21 protein-coding genes, 1 tRNA gene and 1 rRNA gene are annotated in these 22,168 nt (G+C 69.9%); 3 read left to right on the top strand and 20 right to left on the bottom strand.

What is annotated here, in order from left to right:
* Positions 1–452 precede the first annotated feature (452 nt).
* The 8 genes from G5S38_RS13310 to G5S38_RS13275 form a co-directional block, all read right to left on the bottom strand.
* Positions 453–526: transfer RNA gene (locus G5S38_RS13310), tRNA-Pro, on the bottom strand.
* A gap of 134 nt (positions 527–660) precedes the next feature.
* Entirely contained in the window at positions 661–2,178 is a 1,518-nt protein-coding gene (gene der / locus G5S38_RS13305) for a ribosome biogenesis GTPase Der (RefSeq protein WP_165069538.1), read from the bottom strand.
* 70 nt (positions 2,179–2,248) lie between these two features.
* Positions 2,249–3,016, bottom strand: a complete 768-nt coding sequence (cmk, locus tag G5S38_RS13300; protein WP_407943851.1) for a (d)CMP kinase — start codon at positions 3,014–3,016, stop codon at positions 2,249–2,251.
* Positions 3,013–4,104 (bottom strand): prephenate dehydrogenase, encoded by a 1,092-nt coding sequence (locus G5S38_RS13295; protein WP_165069533.1) that lies wholly within the window; start codon positions 4,102–4,104, stop codon positions 3,013–3,015. The genes cmk and G5S38_RS13295 overlap by 4 nt, the downstream gene beginning before the upstream one ends.
* On the bottom strand, positions 4,101–4,964 hold the full coding sequence (locus tag G5S38_RS13290) for a pseudouridine synthase (RefSeq protein ID WP_165069530.1): 864 nt from the start codon (positions 4,962–4,964) through the stop codon (positions 4,101–4,103). The genes G5S38_RS13295 and G5S38_RS13290 overlap by 4 nt, the downstream gene beginning before the upstream one ends.
* Positions 4,951–5,526: an SMC-Scp complex subunit ScpB gene (gene scpB, locus G5S38_RS13285; protein ID WP_165069527.1), complete on the bottom strand. Its 576-nt coding sequence runs from the start codon at positions 5,524–5,526 to the stop codon at positions 4,951–4,953. Before scpB ends, G5S38_RS13290 begins: the two co-directional genes overlap by 14 nt.
* Complete coding sequence (locus G5S38_RS13280; protein ID WP_165069552.1) at positions 5,516–6,310, bottom strand: segregation and condensation protein A; 795 nt, start codon at positions 6,308–6,310, stop codon at positions 5,516–5,518. The genes scpB and G5S38_RS13280 overlap by 11 nt, the downstream gene beginning before the upstream one ends.
* A 115-nt stretch (positions 6,311–6,425) precedes the next feature.
* Entirely contained in the window at positions 6,426–7,313 is an 888-nt protein-coding gene (locus tag G5S38_RS13275; RefSeq protein ID WP_165069525.1) for a ParA family protein, read from the bottom strand.
* Positions 7,314–7,653: 340 nt separating this feature from the next.
* On the opposite strand from G5S38_RS13275, the gene G5S38_RS13270 reads away from it, so the two are divergent.
* Genes G5S38_RS13270 through G5S38_RS13260 form a run of 3 tightly spaced genes read left to right on the top strand, consistent with a single transcriptional unit; the run spans position 7,654 to position 9,990 of the window.
* On the top strand, positions 7,654–8,382 hold the full coding sequence (locus tag G5S38_RS13270) for a helix-turn-helix domain-containing protein (RefSeq protein ID WP_165069522.1): 729 nt from the start codon (positions 7,654–7,656) through the stop codon (positions 8,380–8,382).
* Positions 8,375–9,097, top strand: a complete 723-nt coding sequence (locus G5S38_RS13265) for a B3/B4 domain-containing protein (RefSeq protein ID WP_165069520.1) — start codon at positions 8,375–8,377, stop codon at positions 9,095–9,097. Before G5S38_RS13270 ends, G5S38_RS13265 begins: the two co-directional genes overlap by 8 nt.
* Entirely contained in the window at positions 9,094–9,990 is an 897-nt protein-coding gene (locus G5S38_RS13260; RefSeq protein WP_407943850.1) for an EamA family transporter, read from the top strand. The genes G5S38_RS13265 and G5S38_RS13260 overlap by 4 nt, the downstream gene beginning before the upstream one ends.
* A gap of 141 nt (positions 9,991–10,131) precedes the next feature.
* On the opposite strand, the gene xerD is transcribed toward G5S38_RS13260, so the two are convergent.
* The 12 genes from xerD to rrf form a co-directional block, all read right to left on the bottom strand.
* The gene (gene xerD / locus G5S38_RS13255) at positions 10,132–11,079 is read right to left on the bottom strand and encodes a site-specific tyrosine recombinase XerD (protein ID WP_165069517.1); all 948 of its coding nucleotides are present in this window, start codon (positions 11,077–11,079) and stop codon (positions 10,132–10,134) included.
* Positions 11,076–11,768 carry an NUDIX domain-containing protein gene (locus G5S38_RS13250; protein WP_407943849.1) on the bottom strand — a complete coding sequence of 231 codons (693 nt, stop codon included), beginning with the start codon at positions 11,766–11,768 and terminating at the stop codon, positions 11,076–11,078. The genes xerD and G5S38_RS13250 overlap by 4 nt, the downstream gene beginning before the upstream one ends.
* Positions 11,761–13,497, bottom strand: coding sequence for a CTP synthase (locus tag G5S38_RS13245; protein WP_165069548.1), 1,737 nt, complete (start codon positions 13,495–13,497; stop codon positions 11,761–11,763). The genes G5S38_RS13250 and G5S38_RS13245 overlap by 8 nt, the downstream gene beginning before the upstream one ends.
* A gap of 72 nt (positions 13,498–13,569) precedes the next feature.
* Positions 13,570–15,129: a murein biosynthesis integral membrane protein MurJ gene (murJ, locus tag G5S38_RS13240; RefSeq protein ID WP_235929074.1), complete on the bottom strand. Its 1,560-nt coding sequence runs from the start codon at positions 15,127–15,129 to the stop codon at positions 13,570–13,572.
* A 54-nt stretch (positions 15,130–15,183) separates the two neighbouring features.
* On the bottom strand, positions 15,184–15,921 hold the full coding sequence (locus G5S38_RS13235) for a hypothetical protein (RefSeq protein WP_201276688.1): 738 nt from the start codon (positions 15,919–15,921) through the stop codon (positions 15,184–15,186).
* A 108-nt stretch (positions 15,922–16,029) separates the two neighbouring features.
* A complete protein-coding gene (gene recN, locus G5S38_RS13230; RefSeq protein ID WP_165069511.1) occupies positions 16,030–17,721 on the bottom strand; it encodes a DNA repair protein RecN in 1,692 nt (563 codons plus the stop codon).
* Positions 17,718–18,641: an NAD kinase gene (locus tag G5S38_RS13225; RefSeq protein ID WP_235929073.1), complete on the bottom strand. Its 924-nt coding sequence runs from the start codon at positions 18,639–18,641 to the stop codon at positions 17,718–17,720. The genes recN and G5S38_RS13225 overlap by 4 nt, the downstream gene beginning before the upstream one ends.
* Before the next feature lie 17 nt (positions 18,642–18,658).
* Positions 18,659–19,534, bottom strand: coding sequence for a TlyA family RNA methyltransferase (locus G5S38_RS13220; RefSeq protein WP_165069541.1), 876 nt, complete (start codon positions 19,532–19,534; stop codon positions 18,659–18,661).
* A gap of 24 nt (positions 19,535–19,558) precedes the next feature.
* The gene (locus tag G5S38_RS13215) at positions 19,559–19,735 is read right to left on the bottom strand and encodes a hypothetical protein (protein WP_165069507.1); all 177 of its coding nucleotides are present in this window, start codon (positions 19,733–19,735) and stop codon (positions 19,559–19,561) included.
* 10 nt (positions 19,736–19,745) lie between these two features.
* The gene (locus tag G5S38_RS13210; RefSeq protein ID WP_165069509.1) at positions 19,746–20,744 is read right to left on the bottom strand and encodes an HAD-IIA family hydrolase; all 999 of its coding nucleotides are present in this window, start codon (positions 20,742–20,744) and stop codon (positions 19,746–19,748) included.
* A complete protein-coding gene (locus G5S38_RS13205) occupies positions 20,741–21,898 on the bottom strand; it encodes a tetratricopeptide repeat protein (protein WP_235929072.1) in 1,158 nt (385 codons plus the stop codon). Before G5S38_RS13205 ends, G5S38_RS13210 begins: the two co-directional genes overlap by 4 nt.
* Before the next feature lie 150 nt (positions 21,899–22,048).
* Positions 22,049–22,165: ribosomal RNA gene (gene rrf / locus G5S38_RS13200) — 5S ribosomal RNA — on the bottom strand.
* Positions 22,166–22,168 lie beyond the last annotated feature (3 nt).

Genomic DNA, 22,168 nt, shown 5'->3' with positions numbered 1-22,168 from the left:
TCGCCAGATCCCGCCTCACCCTCGTCCCCGACACCGGAACCGAGGTGACCACCGAACCCGCCCTCGGACTCAGCGCCTAACCCCCAAACCGAAGGACACCGCTACACCACCACCGGGGACTTGACCCCGTCACCGGCTGGGCCGCGCCCGGAGCCTCTGGCCGGCGGAGACCCCGCTGTAACTACGCCTCGACGCGACAAAGGGCCGACTGATGAAGCTGGCCGACCCTGTATCACCTCAGTCGGGCTGACAGGATTTGACTCCCCTACTGAGCCGCCGCCACATCGCGGTCACCCGAACAGAGCGAGCACAAGCAGGATGCGATGCGACGGACTGCTCAGCGCGGGCCCACGAGCAGGTTCGCATCCGAATCAGGCCGACGACCGACAAGAGGGCCCGCTCGGTTAACGCGAAGAGGGACCGTGATCGCTGACGGTCCCTCTTATCGATTGTCGGGCTGACAGGATTTGAACCTGCGACCCCTTGACCCCCAGTCAAGTGCGCTACCAAGCTGCGCCACAGCCCGTGACTTGAGCTGGAATTCCTCCGGGGAGAAGCACCAGCACCGAGAGAACAGCCTACCCGGTTCGGAGACCGTCTACGAACGCGGGAGGCCCGAGCGGCGGGTGGCAGCGAAGTACACGCCGCCCGCCGCATCCGCTACGTTCGCTTGCGCTTCTCGCGCACCCGCATGTTCACGTTGATCGGGCTGCCCTGGAAGCCGAAGATCTCGCGCAGGCGACGCGTGATGAACCGGCGGTACTGCGGGTCGAGGAACCCGGTGGTGAACAGCACGAAGGTCGGCGGGCGCGTCGCGGCCTGCGTTCCGAAGAGGATGCGGGGCTGCTTGCCTCCGCGAACGGGGTGTGGATGCTCCGCCGCGAGTTCGGCGACGAGCGCGTTGAACTTTCCGGTCGGTACGCGCGTGTCCCACGACTTGAGGGCGAGTTCCAGAGCGGGAACGAGCTTCTCCATGTGGCGGCCGGTCTTGGCCGAGATGTTGACGCGCGGCGCCCAGGCGACGTGGGCGAGGTCGCGCTCGATCTCCGTCTCGAGGTAGCGGCGGCGATCGTCATCCAGGATGTCCCACTTGTTGAACGCGAGCACCAGGGCGCGTCCCGACTCGAGCACGAGCTCGATGATGCGGATGTCCTGCTCGCTGATGACCTCGCTGACGTCGATCACCACGATGGCGACCTCGGCCTTCTCGAGGGCGGCGCTGGTGCGCAGCGACGCGTAGAAGTCGGCGCCCTGCGCGAGGTTCATGCGGCGGCGGATGCCGGCGGTGTCGACGAAGCGCCACACCTTTCCGGCGATCTCGACCTGCTCGTCGACCGGGTCGCGGGTGGTGCCGGCCATGTCGTTGACGACGACGCGCTCTTCGCCGACGGCCTTGTTGAGGAGGCTCGACTTGCCGACATTCGGGCGGCCGAGGATGGCGACGCGGCGGGGTCCGCCGACCTCGTCCTTGGCGACGGCCGAGACCTTCGGGAGGATGGTGAGGATGTGGTCGAGCAGGTCGGCCACTCCCCTGCCGTGCAGGGCGGAGACGGGCCACGGCTCGCCGAGTCCGAGGCTCCACAGGATGGCCGCTTCGGGCTCCTGGCGCACGTCGTCGACCTTGTTCGCGACGAGGATGACCGGCTTCTTCGAGGCACGCAGCATCCGTACGACATGCTCATCGGTGCTCGTGGCACCCACGTTGGCGTCGACCACGAACAGCACTGCATCGGCGAGGTCGACGGCGACCTCGGCCTGGGCGGCGACGGAGGCGTTGATGCCGCGGGCGTCGGGCTCCCAGCCGCCGGTGTCGACGAGGGTGAAGCTGCGGTCGGCCCACTCGCCCTTGTACGTGACGCGGTCGCGGGTGACGCCGGGGGTGTCCTGCACGACGGCCTCGCGGCGGCCGAGGATGCGGTTGACGAGCGCCGACTTGCCGACGTTCGGCCGCCCGACGATCGCGAGCACCGGCAGCGCAGGGAGGTAGGTGATCGCGTCGGGATCGTCGCTGACGGAGTCGAGCACCCCGAGGTCCTCGTCGTCGAGGTCGTATTCGGCGAGGCCGGCGCGGAGGGTGTTCGCGCGCTGCAGCGCCTCAGCCTCGTCGAGGGCGGAGAGCCTCTCGACCAGCTGGTCGTCGAGCTCGGGGAACGAATCCCTGTCGTCGTTGTCGGCCATGGTGTGTCCTTAGGTATGTCTGGTGTGGTGGTGCCGGTGCGCCCGGGGCGACCCCTGGTGGGCGCCCGGCTCAGCCGCTGGTGTGGCGCGCGCGGTCGCGGGTCTCCCCGACGGATCGCACGAGTGCCACGACCGCGTCGACGGTCTGGTCGAAGTCGAGATGGGTCGAATCGACGGTGGTCACTCCGTCGGCGGCGTTCATGAAGTCGACGACTTTCGAGTCCTGGGCATCCCGCGAACGGAGCTGCTTCGCGGTGACCTCAGCCGACTGCCCGGCGATTTCCGCCGAACGCCTCGCCATTCTAGCTTCTTCGGTCGCCGTCAGCAGAATGCGCAGGTCGGCGTCGGGTGCGACGACGGTCGTGATGTCCCTGCCCTCGGTGATGATGCCCGGCTTGTCGCTCGACCGGATCACGTGCCGGAACAGGCTCACGAGAAACGCCCGCACCTCGGGAACCCGCGCGATGTGGCTCACCACGGCGGTCACGCGCGGCTCGCGGATAGCGTCGGTCACGTCGGTGTCGCCCACGGTCACCGAGTAGTGGTCGGGGTCGGTTCCGATGCGGTAGTCGAACTCGCCGAGCGAGCCGACGACGGCGAGCGCGTCCTCGGTGTCGATGCCGCGGTCGAGGGCGCTCCAGGCGAGAGCGCGGTACGCGGCGCCGGTGTCCTGGTAGTCGAAGCCGAGCGCGCGGGCGGCGGCGCGGCTCACGCTGGACTTGCCGCTGCCGGCCGGTCCGTCGAGGGCGACGACGATGGGTGGATGCTGCGCGCCCGAGCCATCGGCGGCACCGGCGTCACTACCCGCGATCGACCCCGGGCCCACGTCGCCGCTCACGCCCCGGCCTCCGCGATGCGCCATCCGCGCGCCTCGAGCTCGGCCACAAGCCGCGGCTCGGCCTCGGGCAGCACCGAGATCTCGGCGAAGCCGACCTGCGCTCCCGGGGAGTGTTCCAGTCTGAGGTCTTCCATGTTCACTCCGGCCTGTCCGATCTCTGTCAGCAGCCGGGCGATCTCGCCCGGCTTGTCGTCCACCATCACCACGAGCTGGCTGTAGCGGCGGTCCTGCCCGTGCTTGCCCGGAATGGCGGCCACCCCGGCGTTGCCAGCCGCGATCACCTCGGCGAGCGCGCGGCGGGCGCCAGGCGCATCCGGTCGCTCCAGGGCGTCGATGACACCGTCGAGGTCGTCACGGTACGCGCGCAGCACGTCGACAACCGACGCCGCGTTCGCGCCGAGGATCTGCACCCACAGCTCGGGCTCGCTCGAGGCGATGCGGGTGGTGTCGCGAAGCCCCTGTCCGGCGAGGGCGGTGGATGCCGCCGGCGCTCCCACCAGTCGGCCCGCGAGCAGCGACGCCACGAGCTGCGGAACATGCGACACCAGTGCGACCGCGCTGTCGTGCTGCTCGGGGCTCATCTCGATGGGGATGGCGCCGAGGTCGAGCACGAGGTCGTCGATCGCCGAGCCGCGACGGTAGCTGATGCCGTCGTGCCCGGCGATCACCCAGGGGCGTCCGAGAAAGAGGTCGGCGCGGCCGGCGACCGCTCCCCCGCGTTCGCGTCCGGCGAGCGGGTGCGATCCGATGTAGCGCGACACGTCGGCGCCCGACGCGGTGAGCTCGGCGAGCGGCGGCACCTTGACGCTCGCGACATCGGTGACGATCGCGTCGGGAAAGGCGGCGAGCTCGGATGCCACGACCCGGCCGGTCACGTCGGGGGGCACGCACACCACGATGAGTTGCGGAGAATCCCCCTGCACCGGCAGGCGCCCGGCCCCGTAGTCCACGGCGAGCGTGAGGTTCGCGGGAGACGTGTCGTCGAGGATCACGTCGATTCCCTTCGCGGAGAGGCCGAGCCCGATGCTGGTGCCGAGGAGTCCCGCGCCGACGATGCGCACGGGTCCGATCAGGCGGGTATCGCTCACGAGGTGCGCTCGGTGCCGTCGGCGCTGTCGTCGTCGCGCCTGTCTGCACCGGTGGGGGGCGCCGACGCATCCACTGGTGCATCTGCATCGCGCGCGCTCGCACCGGCGGCCGCGTCGCGCGAGATGGTGAGCAGCTGGCCGAGCTCGGCCTTGGTGAGGTCGCGAATCTCGCCGAGGCCGAGGGTGCCGAGGTGCAGCGGGCCGAACTGGCGGCGCACGAGGTCGACGACCGGGTGCCCGACCTCTTCCAGCATGCGGCGCACGATGCGGTTGCGTCCGGAGTGCAGGGTGATCTCGACGATCGACTGTCCGCCGCTCGCGCGCGCGTCGATGATGCGGGCCTTGTCGGCGGCGATTGGTCCGTCTTCGAGGTCGATGCCGGTGGTGAGCTTCTGTACGGTCGCGGGAGTGACCCGGCCGTCGACGTGCGCGATGTAGGTCTTCATCACGCCGAACGACGGGTGCGCGAGCACGTGCGCGAGCTCGCCGTCGTTGGTGAGGATGAGCAGGCCAGAGGTCTGCGCGTCGAGCCGGCCGACGTTGAACAGGCGCTCGTCGTAGCGCGACACGAAGCGCGAGAGGTCGGGGCGGCCGCGGTCGTCCTGTAGGGACGAGACAATGCCGGTCGGCTTGTTGAGCATGAGGTAGCGGCGCGAGGTGTCGAGCTGGATGGCGACGCCGTCGACCGATACGAGGTCGGTCTCCTGCACGCGGCGACCGAGTTCGGTCACCGTCTCGCCGTTGACCGACACGCGGCCGGCGGAGATCAGGTCTTCCGACACCCGGCGCGATGCGACGCCTGCGGCAGCCATGAGCTTCTGCAGGCGGATTCCGTCGAGTGATGCGTCATCGTGCGCCATCGAATGCTCCATCGGTGAGGTCTGAGCCGTCGGAGAGGAGCGGCGAGATGCGGGGTAGTTCGTCGAGGCTGTTGATTCCGAGCTGCGTGAGCAGGGTGTCGGTGGTGGAGTAGTGGATGGCGCCAGTTTCTGGGTCGGTGAATGATTCGGTGATGAGGCCGCGGCCGAGCAGCGTGCGCACGACGGAGTCGACGTTCACGGCGCGGATGGCGGCGACCGAGCCGCGGGTGATGGGTTGCTTGTAGGCGATGACGGCGAGGGTTTCGAGCGCTGCCTGCGACAGTTTCGACGGGCTCTGGGTGAGCACGAAGTCACGGACGAGGTCGTCGTATTCTCCGCGCACGTAGAAGCGCCATCCCCCGCCGACCTCGCGCAGCTCGAACCCGCGGCGCACGGTGCCCGCGGTGCCGTCGATGTCGGCGACGAGCCTGGTGAGCGCCGAGCGGATGTCGCCAAGCGGGCGCGACAGCGCGGTCGCGAGGTGCAGCACCGACTGCGGCTCGTCGGCGACCATGAGGATCGCCTCGAGGGCACGCTCGAGGTCGTATTCTTCAGGTTCCATAGTCGGCTCCGAGATTTGCGAGTCGGTCGTCTGACCAGTCGACGGCGGTCCAGCGCAGGGTGAGCTCGCCGAGCGGCTCGAGCTGTTCGAACGCGACGGCCGACCCTCGGTACAGCTCGAGCACGGCGAGAAAGCGCGCGATGACCTCGCCCTTGAGGTCGGCGCCGGCGATGAGCTGTCGGAACGTCATAGGCTGCCCACCCCGCAGCATGGCGACGACGTGCGCGGCCTGCTCGCGAATGCTGACCAGCGGGGCGTGCAGGTGGTCGAAGCCGACCGTCGGCAGCTCGCGCGGGGTGAGGGCGAGCACGGCGAGCGCGGCGAAGTCGTCGGGCGTGAGCGTCCAGCGCAACTCCGGGGTGCGCTGGCGGAACTTCTCCTCGAGTCGCACCGACCGCGGACGACGGGTTGCCTCGGCGTCGAATTTCTCAGAGAACCAGGTGGATGCCTCCTTGAACGCCCGGTATTGAAGCAGCCGCGCGAACAGCAGGTCGCGTGCCTCGAGCAGCGCGACATCCTCCGCGTCGACCAGTTCGCCCTGCGGCAGCAGTCCAGCGACCTTGAGGTCGAGCAGGGTCGCGGCGACGACGAGGAACTCAGTGGCCTGGTCGAGCTCCGCCGGGGAATCGAGCTGCCGGAGGTACGCGATGAATTCGTCGGTCACCCTGCTGAGCGAGATGTCGGTGATGTCGAGCTCGTGCTTGTTGATGAGCGTGAGCAGGAGGTCGAACGGACCGTTGAAGTTGCTGAGCGAGACCGAGAAACGGGATGCCGCGGCATCCACTGACCCATCGACCTCGGGTGCGGTGCCGCCTGATGCGGGGCCGTCGTGAGCGCGGCCGTCGGGAGCGGGGCTGGGGGTGCCGGTCACATCGGCGTCGTCGGTCAGCGTCGCCTGGCTACGCGACGGCGCCACGGGAGATCAGCTCTCGGGCGAACTGCAGGTACGCGAGGCTCGCCGGGTGGTCGGGCGCGAAGCTGAGGATGGGACGGGCGGCGACGCTCGCGTCGGGGAACTTCACCGTGCGGGTGATGACGGTGTCGAACACCCGGTCGCCGAATCTCTCGACGGCGCGCTCGAGCACCTCGCGCGAGTGCAGGGTGCGCGAGTCGAACATGGTGGGGAGGATTCCGTCGAGGGTGAGGCCGGGGTTGAGGCGGTCCTTGACCTTCTCGATGGTCTCGACGAGCAGCGCGACGCCGCGAAGGGCGAAGAACTCGCACTCGAGCGGGATGAGCACGCCGTGCGACGCGGTGAGCGCGTTGACGGTAAGGATGCCGAGCGAGGGCTGGCAGTCGATGAGGATGACGTCGTACTCGTCGACGACCTGGCGCAGCACACGGGCGAGGATCTGCTCGCGGGCGACCTCGTTGACGAGGTGCACCTCGGCGGCGGAGAGGTCGATGTTCGCGGGGATGACGTCGAGGTTCTCGACCGCGGTCTTCTGGATCGCGGTGTGGGCGTCCTTGACGGTGCCGAGCAGCAAGTCGTAGATGTTGGGGGCGTCGTGGCTGGCGACGCCGAGCCCGGCGGAGAGGGCGCCCTGCGGGTCGAAGTCGACGGCGAGCACTTTGCGACCGTACGCGGCGAGCGATGCGCCGAGGTTGATGGCGGTCGTGGTCTTGCCGACGCCGCCCTTCTGGTTGCAGAGCGAGATGATGCGGGCGGGTCCGTGGCCCTTGAGGCGACCCGGAACGTCGAAGGTTCGCAAGGGCCGGCCGGTGGGTCCAAGAACGGGCTTTTCGAGGCCGTCGAGTACGACGTCGTCCCGTTTCTTAGCTGTCATCCCGACATTCCTCACTACTCGTCGTATCGATTTCCGACTCCCGCGAGTCTAACGTGAGCCCGCGCGCGGTTCGGTCAGGTGACTGCGGTGCCGGTTGCTTTCATTATTCAGGAGGTCTGGGGGACGGGATGCGGGATTAGTGCACATTTGGCTGCCTGGCGCAGCATCCATGCCTCGCAACCGGCTATAACGACGTTATCTTGCGTAGAACGCCAACCCGAGGCATCCCATTCCTGAATAATGAAAGCAGTGGATGCGGCACTCCGTGCGCCGCCGCCGGGCGCATGATCCCGAACAAACATCCGCGACATCTGCACCAATAGTGCATTATGCTGCACGAATGGACGACCACACCACCGCCCTCGCCGGGGCCATCGGCGACCGGGTCCGCCTGCACCGCCGGACCCGCCGCTGGACCCTCGACCAGCTCGCCGAGGCCGCCGACGTCAGCCGCCGCATGCTCGTCAATGTCGAGCAGGGCAGCGCGAACCCGAGCGTCGGCACGCTGCTGCGGCTCGCGAGCGCATTGGGCGTCGGCCTGCCCGCGCTGGTCGAACCGCCGCGCGTCGAGCGGGTGACGATCACCCGGTCCGGCGAGGCGCCCGTGCTGTGGAGGGGCCCGAGCGGTGGCGAGGGTCGACTTGTCGCCTCGACGGGAGATGCCGACGTGACCGAGCTGTGGGACTGGATGCTGGACCCCGGCGACGCCCACGCAAGCGAGGCGCACTCCCCCGGCACCCGGGAACTACTCCACGTGCAGGAGGGCTCCCTCACCGTGCGGGTCGGCGACGAGACGGTCGTGCTCCACGCCGGTGACGCGGTCGCCTTCCCCGGCGACGTCGACCACGAGTACGCGAACGCCTCGTCGCAGACCGTGCAGTTTTCCATGGCCATCTTCGAACCCGGCGCGGCGTCGAGAACCGGCGCCGCCTCGAGAACTGGCGCTGCACCCAGAACCGACGCCGCACCCAGAACCGCCCCCGCTCCCCGAACCGGCCCAGCACCCAGAACTGGCCCCGCTCTCAAAACCGGCCCCGCTCCCAGAACAATGGATGCCTCCCATGACTAATCCCGATCTGCAACGGGTCGTCGATGCCGGAACGGTCGACGCCGCGGTGTTCGCGCTGCGCCCCGACTACCGTGCCGTGCTGATCGCGGTCGACGGGTTGGTGCCGGGGCCGAGCGACGCGGCGAGCGACGCCCTGCTGCGGGAGGCCGAACGCGTGGCGGCGGCCCTCCCCCAGCCCGTGGAGAACCTGCCGCACGTCGCCGCGTGGCGGGACGCCTACCGCGCATTCGGCGCCAAGCCGCAGCGCACCCGCAACAGCCTCGAGGCGCTGCTGCGTCGGGCGGAATCCGGGCTGCCACGCGTGAACCGGCTCACCGACATCTACAACGCGGTGTCGGTGCTGCACCAGGTGCCGCTCGGCGGGGAGGACCTCGCGCGGTACGCGGGGGCACCGCGGCTCGTGCGCGCGAACGGCTCGGAACGGTTCGACACCGCGTCGGGCGGTGACGAGCTCATCGAGCATCCAGAGATCGGGGAAGTCGTCTGGTGCGACGACGCGGGCGTCACCTGCCGACGCTGGAACTGGCGCCAGGCCCGCCGCACCCAGCTGCGCGACGACACCACGTCGGCGCTGTTCATCCTCGATTCGCTCGGACCGATAGTGGATGCCGCACTGGCCGCCACCGCCGACCACCTGGTGGCGCTGCTCACCGACCTCGGCCCCGAGGTGCGCGTCGCCCGGCGCACCCTCAGCGCACCCGCTGGCACCCCGTGAACCGGATCACGTCCGCCCTCCCGCCGTGGAGCCTCGCGCTCACCGCGATGTTCTCGGTGCAGCTCGGCTCGGCGCTGTCGGTCGACCTGATCGACGCGGTGGGGCCCGCCGGCACCGCGTGGCTGCGGCTCAGCATGGGGGCGCTCATCCTGCTCGCCCTGGTGCGCCCTCCGCTGCGTGCGATCCGGCGCACGAACGTGCTGCCGCTCATCGGGCTCGGCGTGACGACAGGGCTTGTGACGGTGGCGTTCGTGTCGGCGATCGACCGCATTCCGTTGGGCACCGCCGTGGCCATCGAGTTCCTCGGACCGCTTACCGTTGCCGCGGCCCGTAGCCGCAGCATCCGTGCCCTCATCTGGCCATTGCTCGCCCTGGTCGGGGTGGTGCTGCTGACGGAACCCTGGCTCGGGGAGGTCGATCCGGTCGGGGTCGGCTTCGCGGCGCTTGCCGCGTTTGGGTGGGGCATGTATATCGTGCTGACCGAGCGGGTCGGGCAGCACTTCACCGGCATCGCCGCGCTCTCGCTGACAGTACCGATCGCGGCGCTGACCGCGGCGATCGTCGGCATCCCACAGGCGGCCGGGCACCTCACGTGGGGCATCCTTGCGGCTGCTGTCGGGCTTGCCGTGCTGCTGCCGGTGCTGCCGTTCGCGCTCGAGATGCTCGCGTTACGCCGCATGCCCACCGCGGCGTTCGGAACCCTGATGGCACTGGAGCCCGCGATCGGCGTGCTGCTCGGGGTGCTGATCCTGAGCCAGCTGCCCGCGCCCCTGCAGTGGCTCGGCATCGCGCTCGTCGTGGTGGCGGGCGCCGCGGCCCAGCGCACCTCCGGCTCTCATCATTCAGGAGCGGGTGCGCCCGACCTGGCCGCTATTCAGGAAATCAGGGGCTGAGGTGGCCCTGAGCCCGCGCTGGAACGTTCCAGTAGCAGCATCCACCCCTCACTGCCCCAGGTGTTCCTGAATGATGAGAGCCCACCGCGAGCCGCGCAAGAGCAGGGTGCCCGCCGGCAAGTGAACACTGGGCACCCGCCGTCACCGGGCGCGCGGGTGCGCCGTCGTGTACATGTCGCGCAGGGTGTCTGCCGTGACCATCGTGTAGATCTGCGTGGTCGCGACCGAGGAGTGCCCCAGCAGCTCCTGCACCACGCGCACGTCGGCGCCGCCCATCAGCAGGTGCGTGGCGAAGGAATGCCGAAACGTGTGCGGCGAGATCTCGATACGGAGGTTCGCCCGTTCGGCCCGCGCGCGGATGATGAGCCAGGCGTTCTGTCGCGACACCCGGTGCCCGCGCGCCCCGAGGAACAGCGCGGGCGTCGCCGTGCCGCGCGCACTCAGCGCCGGCCGCGCACGCACCAGGTACGCGTCGATGGCGTCTCGCGCGTAGCTGCCGAGCGGAACGATCCGCTGCTTCCCGCCCTTGCCCAGCAGACGCACGACGTTTCCCTCGATCACGTCGTCGACATTGAGGTCGACCGCCTCGCTGATGCGCGCGCCCGTCGCGTAGAGCAGTTCGAGCAGCGCCTTGTCGCGCAAGTCCTGTGTGGCGTCGCCCGCGGCGGCGTCGAGCACCGCCGCCATCTGCTCGATGGTGATGGCCTTGGGCAGGCGCATCGCGAGCTTCGGTGGTTTCGCGTCGACCGCGACATCCACCTCGACCGTGCCCTCCTCGAGCAGGAACCGGTGGAACCCGCGCACCGACGACAGCATTCGGGCGACGGATGACGCCGCGAGCGGAACCGGCTGGGTGCGCAGTGACCGCGTGAACTCGCCCACGTCGGCGGCGGTCACGTCGCGTGCCGAGTCGACGCCGCGCGCCCGAAGCAGCGCGAGGTACGCGCCGATGTCGCGCCGGTACGCCGCGACGGTGTGCGCCGAGAGCCCGCGCTCGATGGCGACGTGCCGCAGGTAGTGGTCGGCGGCGCGCTCGAGGTCCGTCGGTGCAGGGGGCGCTGGCACGGGCTCCGGCGCCGCGGTCGTCATGGTCGCAGCGAGGCCTTCGTCAGCACCGGCCACGGGCTGTTCGGGTCGCCCAGCGTCGACCAGCCGCGGGAGCGGGATGCCGCGGCGACGAGCGCGGCCAGCGACAGGATGCTGTTGCCGACGGTGCGGGCGAGCACGGCGTCGACGACCTGGTCGAGCGAAACCCATCGGGTTTCGATTTCGGCTTCTTCGTCGAAACGAGCAAACGGGGCATCCGTGCTGGAGAGTCCGCGGGCGAGGTACACCCGCAGCACCTCGTTGCTGCCGCCGGGGGTGGAGAAGAAGTCGGTGAGCACGGCCCAGTCGGAGGCGACCAGGTCGACCTCCTCGCCGAGCTCGCGTTGCGCGGCCACCAGCGGGCTCTCGCCGGCTTCGTCGAGCAGGCCGGCCGGCAGTTCCCACTCGCGGCGCGAGATCGGGTGCCGGTACTGCTTGATCAGCATCACGCGGTCGTCGTCATCGAGCGCGAGCACGGCGACGGCCCCGGTGTGGTCGACGTATTCGCGGGTGATCTCGCTGTCACCGAAGGCGACGACGTCGCGGCGGATGTTCCAGACCGCACCCTCGAACTCGACGGTGCTCGTCAGCACGGTCGGCTCGACGATGTCGTCGGCGAGCAGCCCGTCAGCGACAGTCCCGTCGCTTACCGATCCAGCACCCACCGGCCCGCCACCCACCGGCTCAGACACCCACGGGCTCCGCATCGGTCGCAGACACGGTGTCGTCCTCGAACAGTCGCGACGCCTTCTGGCGGTCGAGCGCGGCGCCGATCAGTCCGGAGAACAGCGGGTGCGACCGGTTGGGGCGCGACCGCAGTTCGGGGTGCGCCTGCGTGCCGACATAGAACGGGTGCACGTCGCGCGGCAGCTCGACGAACTCGACGAGCGACCCGTCGGGCGACAGGCCGGAGAAGTTGAGCCCGGCATCGGCGATCTGCCCGCGGTACGCGTTGTTCACCTCGTAGCGGTGGCGGTGGCGCTCCGAGATCACCGGGGCGCCGTACAGCTCCGCGACGATCGAACCGTCGGCGAGGTCGGCGGGGTACAGCCCCAGGCGCATCGTGCCACCCAGGTCTCCCCCGGCGATGATGTCGACCTGTTCCGCCATGGTCGCGACGACCGGGTATTCCGTCTCGGGATTGAATTCGGTGGATGACGCACCGTCGAGTCCGACCTCGGTGCGGGCGTACTCGATCACCATGCACTGCAGCCCGAGGCACAGGCCGAGCACGGGGATCTTGTTCTGCCGCGCGAAGCGCAGGGCGCCGAGCTTGCCCTCGATCCCGCGGATGCCGAACCCACCGGGAACGCAGATGCCGTCGAGCTGCCCGAGTTCGCGCAGCGCGCCGTCGGCGGTCTCGCATTCGTCGGAGGCGACCCAGCGCAGGTTCACCTTGGTCTTGTGCGCGAATCCCCCGGCCTTGAGCGCCTCGGTCACCGAGAGGTAGGCGTCTGGCAGGTCGACGTACTTGCCGACCAGGCCGATGGTCACCTCGTGCTTGGGCTCGTGCACGGCCTGCAGGAGGTCGCTCCATCCCGACCAGTCGACCTCGTTCGTCTCGAGTCCGAAGTGGCGGAGGATGTAGGAGTCGAGGCCCTGGTCGTTGAGCATCTGGGGGATCTCGTAGATGCTCGACACGTCGACGGCGTTGACGACGGCTTCTTCGTCGACGTCGCACATCAGCGCGATCTTGCGCTTGTTCGACTCGGAGACCGGGCGGTCGGAGCGCAGCACGAGGGCGTCGGGCTGGATGCCGATCGAGCGCAGCGCGGCGACCGAGTGCTGGGTGGGCTTGGTCTTCTGCTCGCCCGACGCGCCGAGGTAGGGCAGCAGCGACACGTGGACGAAGAACACGTTCTGGCGGCCGAGCTCGTGGCGCACCTGGCGGGCCGATTCGATGAACGGCTGCGATTCGATATCGCCGACGGTGCCGCCGATCTCGGTGATGATCACGTCGGGGCGCGGGTTGTCGTCGTCGAACGGCCCGGATGCCTGCAGGCGCATGCGGCGCTTGATCTCGTCGGTGATGTGCGGGATGACCTGCACGGTGTCGCCGAGGTACTCGCCGCGGCGCTCCTTCGCGATGACGGTGGAGTAGATCTGCCCGGTGGTCACGTTGGCGGCCTGGTCGAGGTTGATGTCGAGGAAGCGCTCGTAGTGCCCGATGTCGAGGTCGGTCTCCGCCCCGTCGTCGGTGACGAAGACCTCGCCGTGTTGGAACGGGTTCATCGTTCCGGGATCGACGTTCAGGTACGGGTCGAGCTTCTGCATGACGACGCGTACCCCGCGTGCCGTCATGAGGTTGCCGAGACTGGCGGCGGTGAGTCCCTTACCGAGTGAGGAAACGACACCACCCGTCACGAAGATGTGCTTGGTTGTGTCCGCGTCTCGTTTATCCACCACGGAATTCGAGGCTATCACCCGCAGCGGGGTGTCAGGGCGAGGTCGGGGGTGTCGTTGGGGCGCGTCCGGTGCGGGGTGCACTGCCCGTCAGGAACGGCGGCGACGGATGGCCCGCAGCACGTCACCGGCGAGTCCCCGCTCCGGGGCTCGCACCAGCACCATGCCGAGCGCGTAGAACGCGGCGATCACCGCGGCGAGCGCCACGGCGAGCAGGATCGGCGGCAGGTCGAACCCGCCCAGCAGGGCGCGGGTCGCCAGCCCCGCCGCGGTCGCGATGGCCGCGAACAGTGCGGCACGGGCGAGCACGGCCATCGTGGGCCATGGCGCGAGGCATCCATGCCTCCGGTGCAGCAGCCACCCGTTGAGCGCCGCCGCCAGCACGATCGACGCCGTCGTCGACACCGCGATGCCGGGGATGCCATAGAGCGGGCCGAGCACGATGTCGCCGACCACGTTGAGGGCCATGGCGACGAGGGCGACGGTGACCGGCGTTCGCGCGTCGCCGATCGCGTACGAGGCGCGCACGACCACCTCGCGAAACCCGAGGGCGAGGAGGGCGGGCGCGTACCAGGCCACGGCCGTGGCGGCGGCCGCGGCATCCCGGTCATCGAAGGCCCCGTAGCCGAACACGGCCAGCACGATGGGTTCGGCGGCGACGACGAGGATGACGCACACCGGGGTGAGGATGGTCACGGTGGCGGCGAGGCCCCGGCCGACGAGGCGGGTCACCTCGGTGCGGTTGCGGGCGGATGCCCCGAACGCCGTGTACAGCGGAACGAGCAGCGACGCGATCAGCAGGGTCTCGGGCAGGCTGACCAGGCGCCAACCGTATGACAGCGCGGTGATCGACCCCTCGGCCAGGGTGGATCCGACGGCGCGGTCGACGAGCGTGTTGACGTTGCCGATCGCGCTGCCGACGAGCAGGGCGGGAACCAGGGCGGCGATCTCGCGAAAACCGGGGTCCCTCAGGTTCCAGCCCGGGCGCACCCGGATCGCGAGGCTGCGCAGCGGGATGAGCTGCAGCAGCAGGCGCGTGGCGGAGCCGACGACGAAGCCGACGGCGAGCGCGGTGACCCCGTACTGCGGCCCGAATACGGCGGCGGCGACGATCATGACGAGATTGAACGGCACGCCCTGGATGGCGGCCCAGAAGTACCGGTTGTGCGCCTGGGTGAGCGAGGCGAGCAGGTTGGTTCCGGCGACGAGCACCGTGGCGACGAGCACGATGCGGGTGAGCGACTGGGTCAGGTCGGCCTGGTCGCCCGAGAAGCCGGGGGCGAGGAGGGCGGAGACCGGGGCGACGAAGATCCACATGACCACGCCGGCGAGGCCGAGCACCACCATCGTCACGCTCAGCGCGACATCGAAGCTGGGGTGGGCGTGCCGCGTGCGCGGGGTACCATCCTCACCGGTGGCTTCGCGGGCGACCACGGGCGTGATCGACTTGGCCATCGCCCCGGCGACGAGACCGAGCACGATGTTCATCAGTCCCTGCGACACAAGGTACGCGTCGAGCGCGGGGCCGGCACCGAACACCGCGGCCATGACGATGTCGCGCGCGAGGCCGAGCATGGTCGAGATGGCCGTCAGGGCAGTGATGAGTATTGCTGCCCGCGAGACGCTGCCGCGCCCTGCGGACTCAGCCACGCAGCGAGACCCCGCGAGGCAAGCGGATCCTGCGAGTCGGGTGAGCCTGGTGCGTCACGCGGCGCGGGTGCTGCGGGTGTCGCGCGCGGCCGACGGAACGGCTGGGGCCGGCGGGGTCACGGAGCGCACGACGCCGAAGGGCGTTCCGGTCAGCTTCTGTCCGAGGGGGTTGCCCTGCAGCACGGCGGCCAGGGTGTCGCCGGCGAGGGCGTTCGGCGAGGTGGCGCGCACGCTGCCGCCCAGGTCGTTAATGTCGACGACGGCGACGCCGGCACCGAGCACGCGCTCGAGGTCGTTGCACAGCCGGCGGGCCTCCCCCGGGCGAAGCGGAGGGAACAGCAGGTGCTCGTAGGGCGGTCGGCCGCCGTCGAGGTCGCGGGAGACGCTGCCGGCGACGCGGTAGAACATGCCGCGCACGCCGAACGGGCGGGTCACGGCCGAGGCGAACGCGGCGAGCAGCAACCGCGGCACGCCGACCGTCCGCACGACGTATTCCATCTTCTCGGGCACGGAGAGTCCGCGCGATCCGGCGGGTGGGCGCATGAAGCGCACCAGGGTCCTCGCGACCAGGCCCGGTGGGTAGTCCGCGGCCGGAACGGCCCGCGCCGTGAGCAACACGGCGACCTTCTCGCTGACGATGACCGTGTCGTGCGGGCGCACCTCGGGCAGGTGCTCGAGCAGCGAGTCGACGAGGCTGTCGTCGGCGTTCAGCCACCGGGTGGGCACGGCGTGGCACACGTAGTCCGGAGTCGGCGGCGGCTGCCGATTGGAGCCCGCGATGCGCCAACTCATGAGTCGAGGGAGTCCAGTGGAGGGCTAAACATCATGCAACCGTATGCGTCGTTCATTAGATGAGCGTGAGAAACGCTGCCGAAGCGCAGATGCGGCTGGACGCCCGCACTAGGAGGCGGTGGCCAGCTCGATCAGTTCTCGCGCGTGGGTGAGGCCGCTGTCGCTGTCGGGAAGGCCGGAGAGCAGCCTGGCCATCTCGGCGACCCGGTCGTCACCGTCGAGCCGCTCGACGCTGCTCGCGGTCACCGATCCGCCGTCGCTCTTCGCGACGCGGAGGTGGTTGGTCGCGAAGGCGGCGACCTGGGCGAGGTGGGTGACGACGATGACCTGCGAGGTGCGGGCGAGGCTGGCGAGCCGGCGGCCGATCTCGATTGCCGATGCGCCTCCCACCCCGGCATCGACCTCGTCGAAGATGAACGTCGGCACCGGGTCGGCACCGGCGACGACGACCTCGATAGCGAGCATCACCCGCGACAGCTCGCCGCCCGAGGCGCCCTTGCCGAGCGGTCGCGGGTCGGCCCCGCTGTGCGGCTTGAGCAGGAAGGCCACCTGGTCGCGGCCGTGGGGTGCGAAGTCGGCGCGCTCGGTGACCTCGATGTGCAGGCTCGCATTCGCCATGGCGAGCGCCGCGAGTTCGGTCGTCACCGCCGCCGACAGCTTTTCGGCGTGCGTGACCCGCACCGCGGTGAGCCGGGCTGCGAGGTCGGCGACGGCCGCGGCATCCTGCACCACCTGCTCGTGCAGCTGCTCGATGCGGTCGGAGTCGCTGTCGAGCTCGAGCAGGCGCGCACTGCCGGTGTCTAGGTAGGCGATCGCGTCGTCAATGGTCGGCCCGTACTTGCGCACGATGGTGGCGAGCTCTGCGCGGCGCTCCTGCACCGCCTCGAGTTCGCGGGCGGAGTCGGCATCGAGGTCGCCGAGGTAGGCCGCGAGCTGCCCCGACACGTCGACAGCGAGGTACGACGCGTCGCGCAGCGCGTCGATCACGGGCTGCAGTGCCGGGTCGTGCGCCGAGACGCGTTCCAGCTGCCGGCGGGCGGCGTCGAGCAGGCCGATCACGTCGTGGGGTTCGCCGATGTCTTCGGACGACACGTGCTCGTGCGCCTGCGCCGCGGCGAGGCGCAGGTCTTCGGCATTCGCGAGTCTCTCTGCGGATGCCGCCAGCTCATCGTCTTCGCCGGCGCGGGGTGCCGCCGCCTCGATCTCGGCCATGGCGACGCGCAGTCCGTCGGCCTCGCGGGCCCGGCGGTCCCGCTCCTCCGCGAGCATGGCGAGTTCGGAGCTCGCGGCACGCCACCGGTCGTATGCATCGGTATACGCGGCGAGTGCCGTGCCCAGCTCGGATCCGGCGAACCGGTCGAGCGCGTCGCGCTGGGCGATGGATGACTTGAGCCGGAGCTGGTCGGATTGCCCGTGCACCACCACCAGCTGCTGTCCGACCTCGGTCAGCACGCTGATCGGGGCCGACCGCCCGCCCACCACCGCGCGGCTGCGGCCCTCGCTGGAGACCGACCGCCCGAGGATGAGCTCGCCGTCGTCGATGTCGCCGCCGGCGTCGCGCACCCGCTCGGCGACCGGCCCGGTGTCGTCGATGACCCAGCGCCCCTCGACGACGGCCTGCTTCGCCCCCGACCGGATGGCCTGGGCGTCGGCGCGGTCGCCGAGCAAAAGGCCGAGCGCGGTGACGACCATGGTCTTGCCCGCACCGGTCTCGCCGGTGAGGACGGTGAGGCCGGCACCGAGCGGGAGCACCGCTTCGCCGATGACCCCGAGGTTACGGATCGAGATCTCCTCGATCACGCCTGCTCCGGCGCATCGTCGAGGGGGCCACGCCACCCGTTGATGGGCAGGTTGAACTTGCCGACGAGCCGGTCGGTGAACGGCCCCTGGTGCAGGCGGGCGAGGCGCACCGGAACCGGCGACCGCTTCACCATCACGCGCGCGCCGGTGGGGAGGTCGTGCGTTCGGCGCCCGTCGCACCACAGCACCCCGGTGCCCTGCGTGCGCTCGAGCACCTCGACCGCGAACGTGGACTCGGGGCCGACCACGAGGGGGCGGGCGAACAGGGCGTGCGGGCTGAGCGGAACGAGCAGCATGGCGTCGAGGCTCGGCCAGACGATGGGGCCGCCGGCCGAGAAGGCGTAGGCGGTCGATCCGGTCGGCGTCGACATCACGACGCCGTCGCAGCCGAACGACGAGAGCGGGCGTCCGTCGACCTCGATGACCACCTCGAGCATGCGTTCGCGGCTGGCCTTCTCGACGGTGGCCTCGTTCAGCGCCCAGGTCTCGAAAACCGTCTCGGCGCCCACCGTCACGTGCACCTCGAGGGTCATGCGCTCTTCGACGAGGTAGTCGCGGGCGAGGGCACGCTGCACGGTGGCGGTGAGGTCGTCGCGTTCCGATTCGGCGAGAAAACCGACGTGCCCGAGGTTGACGCCGAGCAGGGGAACGGATGACCCGCGCACAAGTTCCGCCGCCCGCAGGATGGTTCCGTCCCCGCCGAGCACGACCCCGAGTTCGATGTCGCCGAGGCCTGTGTGCTCGCCGAGGATCTCGATGTCGACGAGGTCGGGCGCATACGCGGTGATGTCTGCCTGCTCACCGGGCGAGGTGACGGGCACGACGCCCGCCGCGGTCAGCTGTCGGCACACCTCGACCGAGGCGCGGAGCGACTCCGGCCTGCCGGTGTGCGCGATGACGAGGATGTGGCGGTGCGGCACGGCGCTCTCCTCGATAGTTACGTGGTCTCCGTCATGGCGGTGACCCTGTCAGACCATTCTGCCGGACTCGACCCGTGAGTCGCGGACAGCCTCACCAGATACTCGTGGTTGCCGCTCCCGCCGGCGATCGGGGAGGGAAGGACACCGGCGGTATTCAGCCCCAGGTCCCATGCCCCCCAGAGCACGCCGTTGACCGCGTCGGTGCGCAGCGCCCCCTGCCGAACAATGCCCTCGCGGATGCCGGTGCGGCCGACCTCGAACTGCGGCTTGATCAGCAGCACGTAGTCCGCGTCGAGCCCGACCGTCTGCACGAGCGCGGGCAGCACGGTCAGCAGCGAGATGAACGACAGGTCGCCCACCACCAGCGAGATCCCTCCGTCAGCGCGAGATGGCGCTACCCGGTCCCCGGCCGGGGCAGCAATCCCGCCGTCCGTGCCGGGCAGCGCTCCCCCGGCCGCTCCGGTAAGCGTCTCCGCCGTCATGTAGCGCGCGTTGAATCCCTCGATGACGGTCACGCGCTCGTCGGCCGCGATCTCGGGTGCGAGTTGTCCGTGTCCGACATCGAGGGCAAGAACAGTGGATGCCCCGCGCTCCAGCAACACCTGGGTGAACCCCCCGGTCGACGCGCCCACATCCAGTGCGCGGCGTCCCTCGACGGGCACGCCGAACCCGTCCAGTGCCGCGATCAGCTTGTGCGCGGCGCGGCTGAGGTAGTGGTCGGCTGGCGCGGTGGCGAGCACGTTCTGTTCGGTGACCCTGGTGGATGCCTTGACCACGGGCACCCCGTCGACCGTGACCAGGCCGTCGGCGATGAGCTTCGCCGCGAGTGTGCGCGACCTGGCGAGTCCCCGCTCCACGAGCGCCGTGTCGAGCCGGGAGTCCGTCACCGCCACCACCGGCGCACCGCGGCCCGCGCATCAGTCCTGGCGCGACGCATCTCCGCTTTCCAGTGCCGAGCGCAGCTCGTCGTGCACCGCCGCGAAGGCGGAGGCACGGGAGTCGAGCGGCTGCTCCTCGATGACCCGCAGGCGGGACAGGAATGCGTCGGTGCCTGCGGGTGCGTCGGTCTGCTCGGTCTGCTCGGTGTACTCCACGGGATTCACCCTACGAGTAGAGCGCTGCGGGCACGTCGAGCCCGTAGATGGCGAGTCCGGATCCCCAGATCACGGCGCACGCGGCGCGCAGCAGGTCGATCGGGCGCCGCCCGGCCGCCATGATGGTGACCCGGTTGCCCGCGATGCGCACGACGGCGTCGCCGACGGTCACGGTGCGGGTGCCGTCGGCAGTCTCGTGGAGGACCTCGGGGTACGGCTCGTGCAGCTGGCGGAGGTCGTCGAGGAGGTAGGTCGGCCGCTGGTCGGGAACGGCCGCGAGCAGTTGTTTCGCCTGGTCGATACCGGTCAGCACGTGGGCGGTGGGGATGCCGGCGCGGTTGCCCCCGAGGATGTCGGTATCGAGGCGGTCGCCGATCATGATGGCGTTACGGGTGCCGAACCTCGCCATGGCGGCCTCGAAGATGGGCACCTCGGGCTTGCCCGCCACGACGGGCAGCGTGCCCGCGGCGGTGTGTACGGCCGACACGAGGGTGCCGTTGCCGGGCGCGATGCCTCGCGCCACCGGAATGGTCCAGTCGGTGTTCGTGGCGATCCACGGCACGCCGGTGCGCACGGCGAAGGTCGCCTCGGCCAGGTCGGTCCAGGCGACGGTCGGGTGGAATCCCTGCACGACAGCGGCAGGCGCGTCCTCCGCGCTGCGCGTGGGCACGAAGCCGGCGGCGACTACCTCGGAGAGCAGCCCCTCTCCCCCGACGACGAGCACGGTCGATCCGGGCGCGACCTTGTCGGCGAGCAGCACAACGGCTGCCTGGGGCGAGGTCACCACGTCGTCGGAGGTGACGGCGAGACCGAAGCCGGCCAGCTGTCCGGCGACGGCGTCTGCGGTGCGCGACGCGTTGTTGGTGACATACCCGATGCGGGTGGTGCGTGCGGCGGAGTTGATGCTGTCGACGGCGTGAGGGATCGCGCCGTCGCCCGCGTAGACGACGCCGTCGAGGTCGGCGAGGAGCAGGTCGAACCCGTCGACGAGGGTCGGGATGCCGGTCACTTGTCGGTCTCCTGTTCTGCGTTGTCACGCGCAGGGTCGTCCTGTGCAGGCTCGTCGGTTGCACGGCCGTCCGTCGCGCTGTCTTCTGCTCCCGCACTGATGTCCGTATCGCCGCCATCCGTAGCGCCCTCATCCTCAGCGCTGTCCTTTGTCGGGGTATCAGCGGGTGCGTCGTCATCCGCGCTCTCGTCGAACACGACGTCCTCCTCGATGATCTCGACGGTCTCGTCTTCTCCATCCGACCCGCCTTCGAGGGCGAGCTGAGCACGGTCCGAGCGCTGCCACCACTCCTCTGCCTCGTCGTCGCGACCGAGCTCCTCGAGCACGGTGGCGTATGCGTCGAAGAGCGCGGGGCTCCAGGAGAACGCGGTGTCGGGATCGAGCTGAGCGATCTCGAGCTCGGCAAGCGCGCGGTCGGCCTGCTCGAGGTCGAGTCGAGCCCCCGACATGGCGATTGCGAGCTCCACCTGCACCTCCACGGGGAGAGTCTCGCGCGGAACACTGCGCCCGAGTTCGAGCGCCTTGTCTGGCCGGCCCATGCCCCGCTCGCTGTCGACCATCATCGGCAGCTGGTCGTTGTTGCCGGAGATGCGCCGGTAGGTGCGGAGCTCCCGCAGGGCTAGGGCGAAGTCGCCGATGGAGTACGCAGCAATGGCGAGGGTCTCGCGCACGATGGCGATCCGGCCCGCGCGGCGGGCCGCAGACACGGCATGCCGGTAGGCGAGCTGAGCATCCTCCTCTATGAGGCGCGCCACCATGGCGAGGTGCCGCGCGACGTCATCCGCGTTCTCCTTGCTCAGGGTCTTGAGCTGTGCGCGGGCGACACGGTCGAGGTCCTTGGCCTGTACGTCGTCGGGCAGCTCGGGATCGTCGTGCCGGTTGCGCACGGCTTTGATCCCGTACGGGTCGCGGTCTTCCATCTCGCGATCCTTGCCACCGCGTTCGCCGCCAAGGCGCTTGCCATCGAAGGGGTTGCCCGCACGGCGGTCGACGGGACCACTCGCGCGACGATCGACGGGACCCTTGCCACCACCGGCGCGGGGAGGCTTGCCAGACCCATCGCGGGGTGGCTGTCCGCGCCGCGGCCCGCTGCTGCCAGCACGCTGGCCGTCGGGCGTTCCACCGGGACGTCGGTCGCGATCGTATTCCGCCATGGGGTGTCTCCTGCTGCTGTTGAGTTGGTGGTCGCACTGTGTGACGTGCTGGGTGACTGGAGTTCTGTGTGAAGTGTTGCGGTTGTGGTGGGTTAACGCAAAATGGCCACCCGCTTGGGGGTGGCCATTCTGGTTGTTGTTTCAAGTTAAGTCCGGCGGTGTCCTACTCTCCCACAAGGTCTCCCTTGCAGTACCATCGGCGCTGAGAGTCTTAGCTTCCGGGTTCGGAATGTGACCGGGCGTTTCCCTCTCGCTATGGCCGCCGAAACA

It is taken from the genome of Marisediminicola senii, assembly GCF_011057645.1.
Taxonomy (GTDB): Bacteria; Actinomycetota; Actinomycetes; order Actinomycetales; family Microbacteriaceae; genus Marisediminicola; species Marisediminicola senii.
Note: the sequence above shows the minus strand (reverse complement) of the source record. Positions and strands in the feature narration are given on the sequence as shown.